Raw genomic sequence first — 6,374 nt, forward strand, 5'->3', positions numbered from 1 at the left:
GCAAATACCTCCGCCGGAGGCATCAGGTGGCGAGGCCGGGAGCCTCCGGCGGAGGTATTTTAGCCAAGATGAATGGTCAATCCTCGACTTGCCACTGCAGCGGAAAGCCGGGGTCGAAGACGGTGACCGGCCCGGCGCCGGTCTCGATCTTGGCGGGATAGCGGGCAGGGGCGCCCTTGGTCAGCGTGATGCGGGCCGCGTTCGGGGCAAGCCCGTAGAAGGCGGCGCCGTTCAGGGACGTGAAGGCCTCAAGCCGCCCCAGTGCCGCTTCCTCTTCGAAGACATGGGCGAGGATCGACATCGTATTCGTGGCGGTGAAGCAGCCGGCACAGCCGCAGGCATGTTCCTTGAGGTGATCGGCATGGGGGGCCGAGTCGGTGCCAAGGAAAAACCGCGCCTCGCCGCTTGTCGCCGCTTCGCGCAGGGCCAGCCGGTGACGTTCGCGCTTGGCGACCGGCAGGCAATAGTAATGCGGCTTGATGCCACCGGCGAGGATGTGGTTGCGGTTGATGATCAGGTGATGGGTGGTGATCGTCGCCCCCAGATTGTCGCCCTGCGAGCGCGCATAGTCCACGCCGTCCTTGGTGGTGATATGTTCCATCACCACCCGCAGACCCGGCGTGGCGCGGCGGATCGGGTCGAGCACGCGGTCGATGAACACCGCCTCGCGGTCGAAGATATCGACCTCGGCATCGGTCACTTCACCGTGGACGCAAAGCGGCAGGCCAATCTCGGCCATCTTTTCCAGCACGCCCCGCACCTTGTCGAAATCGCGGACCCCGGATTGGGAATTGGTCGTGGCCCCGGCGGGGTAGAGTTTCACCGCCTTCACCAGACCGCTTGCCTGGGCGGCGGCAACATCCGCCGGATCAGTCGCCTCGGTCAGATAAAGCGTCATCAGCGGTTCAAACGTCATGCCACCCGGCAGGGCGGCGATGATCCGGTCGCGATAGGCGACGGCATCGCGCGCCGTCACCACCGGCGGTACGAGGTTCGGCATGATGATCGCCCGGGCGAAATGGCGGGCGGTTTCGGGAAGGACCGCTTCCAGCATCGCGCCATCGCGCAGATGCAGGTGCATGTCGTCGGGGCGGCGGAGCGTGAGTGTCGTGGTCATGGCCTGCCCCTACACCGTCAGGCGGAGGGTTTCCACTGTCTCGGGCCGCTCCGTGTGAAGTTTCTTGATCGCAACATGCCCGGCAGGGGCTTTGCTTTTCCTGTCTCCGGGACCGGGACAACCGGTATGTTGGCCGAAATGGGTGTGGGGTTCTACCCGCATTGGCGGCGGCAATCCCTTTCGCCCGGCCCCGATCAGGTCCCGGGGCCACTTGCGGAACAGCAATCGGTCCTCTCTCAATCGTGTCAGCGGCACGCGTGGTATCGTGGTAGAGTTAACCCGTCGGTGCCGCCCCGCTATCCGGGTGCGAAAGCCCGTCTTGGCGACCGGTCGGTGCTGCCTGATGGCAATGCGGAGGGAAAGCCATGGCCAACACGATCGGGAATCCGCTGTCCTGGGGCGCGCGCATGCTGGGCGCTGCCGGGCATGACATTGGCGAGGTCGCGCGCGAACTGGGCGGTGACCACGCAGCACCGCCAAAGGTCAGAAAGATCACCACAAGCGATATCAGGGCCGCCTTGCGGTTGGGGCTGAACGATTTCTCGGCCTTCAGGACCGATGTGATGGTGGCCTGCCTGCTTTACCCGATCATCGGGGCCTGTCTTGTCTGGGCCGCCCATCACCGCAATCTGGTGCCGCTGATCTTTCCGCTGATCGCGGGTTTTGCTCTTATCGGACCCGCCGCGGCTGTCGGGCTTTACGAGATGAGCCGCAAGCGCGAGGCGGGCAACTCGGCGGGCTGGGCAGATGCTTTCTCGGTCCTCCACTCGCCGCGTTTCGGCGCGATCTTTGCGCTGGCCATCGCCCATTTCTGCGTCTTCTTCCTGTGGCTGCTTGCGGCCTATACCGTCCATATGATGACGATGGGGCCTGATATTCCGGCGACCCTGACCGCCTTTCTGCATCAGGTTCTGACGACCGCAGAGGGCTGGGCGATGATCGCCATCGGCATTCCCCTTGGTGCGGTCTTCGCGCTTGCGGTGCTGGCCAGCAGCGTTGTTTCATTCCCGTTGCTACTCGACCGGGCAGTGGGCCTGCCGGTCGCCGTCATTACCTCGTTCGAGGTCGCGCGGAAGAACCCGGTGACCGTTCTGATCTGGGGGGCGATTGTCGCCGGGGCGCTGGTGCTGGGATCGATCCCGCTGCTGCTGGGGCTGATCGTGGTGCTGCCGGTTCTGGGCCATGCAACCTGGCATCTTTACCGCCGTGCCGTCGCGCCCTGAGCGGGGCTTTCCGCCGATGGCCCGGGCCTGCCGCCATGGTCCCTTGCGCTCTGCGCCAGGTCGGCGCAGAATCGGGGCAGAGGCGCACCCAAAGCACCCGGAACGAGCAGGCCCTGAGACCATGAAACAGATCATTCTTGCCGCCGCGATCATCGCGCCCCTGACGGCATGTATCCGTGACCCCGGCCTTACCGGTGTCTCGGGCATGCGTGAAGTGACCGCCGCTGAAGTCTCGCAATGCCGCTACATCAGTGACATCCGCTCCACCCCAGGCACCTACGGCATTCTCGCCAGTCCGGGTGTGCGCTATGCCCGCAACCGTATTCTTGCCGATGCCCAGCAATCCGGCGCGAATACCGTCGTTTTCGATCCAGTATCGCCGGGCGCTGAAATCTACCAGTTGCACGCCGTCGCCTATAGCTGCTGAGGCGCGTGTCGCTACTTGTGCGGAACCGGGGGCAGGCGTTTGCCCATCACGGCAAGGTCCTGTTCCAGCTGTGAAGTGCGCTTGCGGAAATCGGCCGCGTTCAGGCGGTTGGCGACATTGCGGCTGAGCAGGGCTGCCAGATAAAGGCGCCCGTCCGAAATCAGTCTGGCCGCCAGATTCTCCAGATAGGGGCGGTAGTTGCGCCGCGCCCGGTAGAAGATCCGGAACAGCCGTTCGTCGAAGGTGCTGGTGCAGGCGGCTGAGAGGACCGAGGGCAGGATCCGCATCTCCATCAGTGCGGTGCCGATATCGCGCCCCAGATTGCGGCAGGGCAACAGCGTGACATGCGGCCGTGCAAAGAGGGATGCATGCATCGAATCGAGGTTCTGTTCGGGGTCGTAAAGGACATAGACGGACCGTGCCCCTTCGACCATGTCGGGCGCAAAGCCGTAGCGGTCGGTAAAGGATGTGCGCCGCATATCCGTGAAACGGGGGTCCCAGCCCGCGCGCCGGGGATCGAGCGTGGCCTGCGGTTGCGCCACCACGACGGTGGCACCCGGTGCGGTGACCGAAAAGGCAGCGGCGGCGTAACCGGCCATACCCGCGCCGTAGAACACGACCTGATCGAACTGATCGAAGAAATCGCCATCATCGAGCCGGTCGAACAGCCGGTAGACAGCGGGATCGCGGTACCAGGTGTCTTCGGCGGCAATGACACAAAGATGCGACCAGCCCCGGTCGCGGGCGACGTGATAGCCAAGCGGCAATTCGTCTGCCTGTTGCGTTCGGATATCGGTGACCGTTTCGAACGTCACCAGCAGTGTCGGCCCATCGTCATGAAACAATGCGGCATGCGCCGCGCCGAGCCGCTTGAAAAAGCCCCCGCTTTCACCAATCTGCCGGACCCGGTCGAACCATTCGGCATGCGACCCGGATCGCGGCCCACTCGTATGTGTACCGTCGCCCTGCATAAGCAAGCATTTCCCCCACCAGTGATTCGATATGATCAATGGACGGGCGTTCAGGCAAGATTGCCGTAGCGGAATGCTTGTTTTCGTTAACTTTTTCGGGGCTCACTGTTTCCCTCGATTTGCTCAATCGGGGGAACGTTCCGCATCTGTTTCCTCTGGCGTGTGTTTGGCCCCCCGAACTGCGTGTGACGCAAGGAATCGATGCTCTTCCACCGACAGGACCCGGCTTGACGGGGTCATCAGCAACCTACCGTAGAGCGAGCGATAGCTCTCATCCGCCAGGAGTGTGGCCAGCCGCCTTTGCCGCCAGGTGATGGAGGCGTCATGCAGGGCTGCAAGCTCCGGATCGGAGCGAAGGGCCCGACGGATCGGTTCGCAATGCGGGAAGAGTGCGGCGATGCTCTTGTCCTCGACCACGTTGAAATTGCGCTCGACCCAATAGGACATGTCAAAGGCGGATGTTTCGCGGTTGGCCCGGCCCCGGTCGCATTTCACCAGATAGTTGTCCATCGCCCCCAGCGGATAGTGGTTGAGCTGGACGAGCTGGTAGTTGTCGCGCCCGTAGTCAGAAAAGATGCGGCCCGTATGAAAGGTGGCAGGCAGTCTGCGCCCCGACCCGTCGAACCAGCGCTGATCCGTCATCCGGTCATGGTCGGGCTGGCGCGGCCGGTGAACGCCCAGCTTGCCGTAGCTGCCATCGTTGCGAAACAGCGTCTTGAACATCGCCGCCCGCCAGGGCCAGCCCATCACGGCGGGGGCGGACAGCGTGAACTGCTCGGGGATCGGTCGGTCGATATGATTGCGGATGCCCGCATTGCCAAAGAGCCGCCAGGTCAGCGGGATCGCTGTGGCCCCGGGCAGGGCGGCCAGCAATGCGGGCACGGTCCGGTCGCCCACATGGATATTCACAAACTCATCGATATCGAGGAACAGAACCCAGCCCGCCCGCGCCTTGGCCGGATGACGATCCGCCAGTTTCAGCGCCGACCATTGCGGCCCTTTGTCATGCGGCCCGTCATTGCGGATATGGGTCAGCCAGCCCATCTTCTGCAAGCGGTCCAGCATCACATCGGTGCCATCCTCGCAATCGTTTGAGAAGACGAGGAAATCGGTGAACCCCGCCGCGCGGTGATGTGCCAGCCAGTCGATCAGAAACGCGCCCTCGTTCCGGACGGTGAGGATGGCGAGGATGGAGTGTTCCGGGCCTGTGCCGGGAGGTGTTTCGGACATGGGGCCTTTTCGCCAGTCAGGGCTCGGTTGAACCGATGGTTAGAGCGTTTCGGTTTTGCGTTGAGATATCAAGTATCAGAATTCGAATGGGAAAGGGTCGAATTCTGTTTCAGACAAAACCCGAAACGCCATAGCACAGGCCTGCCCGGTCGCAAAGAATGCCGGGTCAGGCGGACCCCGGTCCCGGCCAGAGCTGTCGGGCCGCCAATGCCGCAGCCGCCGCCAGCAGGCCGAGCAGGACCGACGCGGTGGTCATCCCGGCCCAGACACCCAGCATTCCGGCCAGCGGATAGGCGATCAGCCAGCAGGCATGCGACAGCGCGAACTGGGCCGCGAAGAGAGCGGGCCGTTCAGCGGCATCGGCCGAGCGCCGCAAAAGCCGCCCCGTCGGGGTGAGAATGGCCGAGTAACAAAGGCCCGCCGCCGCCATCCAGCTTAGATAGGCAGGCCAAAGCCCTGCCCCGAAGGCGGGGGCAAGGGCCAGTATGACGGCGCCAAAGATCAGCGTGACCGACAGGCCACCCGCGCCGGCCAGCATGACGGGCCGGTCTGGCAGGTGATCCAGAATGCGGGGCAGGGCGAGGGCGGCCAGAACCGACCCCACCCCGAAGGCGCCCATGGCCAGTGCGACATCGGCCTGACCGCGCTCGAACAACGTGCCGACGATGACGGCGGTGTTGACGATCACCATGGCACTTCCCGCCGCGGCCGCCATTGTCAGCGCCAGCAGCCCGAGCAGCCGGGGCGTGGTTAGATAAAGCCGCATTCCCGCGAAGGTCCGCTGCCATGTGCTGGCCTTGGCCCGTTCGGCCGGGCGCGGCGGATTGGCCAGCCAGACAAGCGCCGCTGATCCCAGAAAGCCAAGCGCTGTGCCAAAGAACAGGGCCGAGGCCGGTATCAGCACCAGAAGGGCCGCCGCCAGCGCCGGGCTCGCGATGTTCTCGATATCCTGCGCCAGCCGCGAGAGCGACAGCGCGCGGGTATAGGTCGCCTCATCGGGCAGGATGTCGGGGATCGTGGCCTGAAAGGTCGGGGTGAAGGCCGCCGAGGCCGATTGCAGCACGAAGATCAGCGCATAGATCTGCCAGATCTCGCTGACGAAGGGCAAAAGCAGGGCGATCACGGCCCGGATCAGGTCCAGCGCGACCATGAGTTCGCGCCGGGGCAGCCCGCCGAGCAGCGCATTGGCAATGGGCGCCAGTCCGACATAGGCGATCATCTTCAGCGTCAGCGCAAAGCCCAGGACCAGACCGCCCTTTGCCCCGGCAATATCGACCGCCAGCAGGGCCAGCGCGATGGTCAGCAATCCGGTGCCAAGAAGGGCCGTCACCTGCGCCGCGAACAGCCGGACAAAGCGACTGTCGGCAAGGGGGGACAGGAAATCCATTCCGGCTCAGGCCCGTCGC

Annotated in this window: 6 protein-coding genes; 2 read left to right on the plus strand and 4 right to left on the minus strand. The window is 64.3% G+C overall.

The window, feature by feature from the left end; translation table 11 throughout:
* Positions 1 to 76: 76 nt before the first annotated feature.
* The gene (gene pyrC, locus WBB85_RS07370) at positions 77 to 1,117 is read right to left on the minus strand and encodes a dihydroorotase (protein WP_432637976.1); all 1,041 of its coding nucleotides are present in this window, start codon (positions 1,115 to 1,117) and stop codon (positions 77 to 79) included.
* A 365-nt stretch (positions 1,118 to 1,482) separates the two neighbouring features.
* Here pyrC and WBB85_RS07375 point away from each other — a divergent pair, with 365 nt between their 5' ends.
* Both WBB85_RS07375 and WBB85_RS07380 read left to right on the plus strand, forming a co-directional pair.
* On the plus strand, positions 1,483 to 2,340 hold the full coding sequence (locus tag WBB85_RS07375) for a DUF2189 domain-containing protein (protein WP_432637977.1): 858 nt from the start codon (positions 1,483 to 1,485) through the stop codon (positions 2,338 to 2,340).
* Between the two features lie 121 nt (positions 2,341 to 2,461).
* Positions 2,462 to 2,767 (plus strand): hypothetical protein, encoded by a 306-nt coding sequence (locus WBB85_RS07380; RefSeq protein ID WP_432637978.1) that lies wholly within the window; start codon positions 2,462 to 2,464, stop codon positions 2,765 to 2,767.
* A gap of 11 nt (positions 2,768 to 2,778) precedes the next feature.
* Here WBB85_RS07380 and WBB85_RS07385 read toward each other — a convergent pair whose 3' ends face one another.
* The 3 genes from WBB85_RS07385 to WBB85_RS07395 form a co-directional block, all read right to left on the minus strand.
* On the minus strand, positions 2,779 to 3,738 hold the full coding sequence (locus tag WBB85_RS07385; protein ID WP_432637979.1) for a phosphoadenosine phosphosulfate reductase: 960 nt from the start codon (positions 3,736 to 3,738) through the stop codon (positions 2,779 to 2,781).
* Between the two features lie 123 nt (positions 3,739 to 3,861).
* Complete coding sequence (locus tag WBB85_RS07390; RefSeq protein WP_432637980.1) at positions 3,862 to 4,968, minus strand: glycosyltransferase family 2 protein; 1,107 nt, start codon at positions 4,966 to 4,968, stop codon at positions 3,862 to 3,864.
* A 166-nt stretch (positions 4,969 to 5,134) separates the two neighbouring features.
* A complete protein-coding gene (locus WBB85_RS07395; protein WP_432637981.1) occupies positions 5,135 to 6,355 on the minus strand; it encodes an MFS transporter in 1,221 nt (406 codons plus the stop codon).
* Between the last annotated feature and the right edge of the window lie 19 nt (positions 6,356 to 6,374).

The sequence above is a fragment of the Albidovulum sp. genome, assembly GCF_049646345.1.
Lineage (GTDB): Bacteria > Pseudomonadota > Alphaproteobacteria > Rhodobacterales > Rhodobacteraceae > Albidovulum.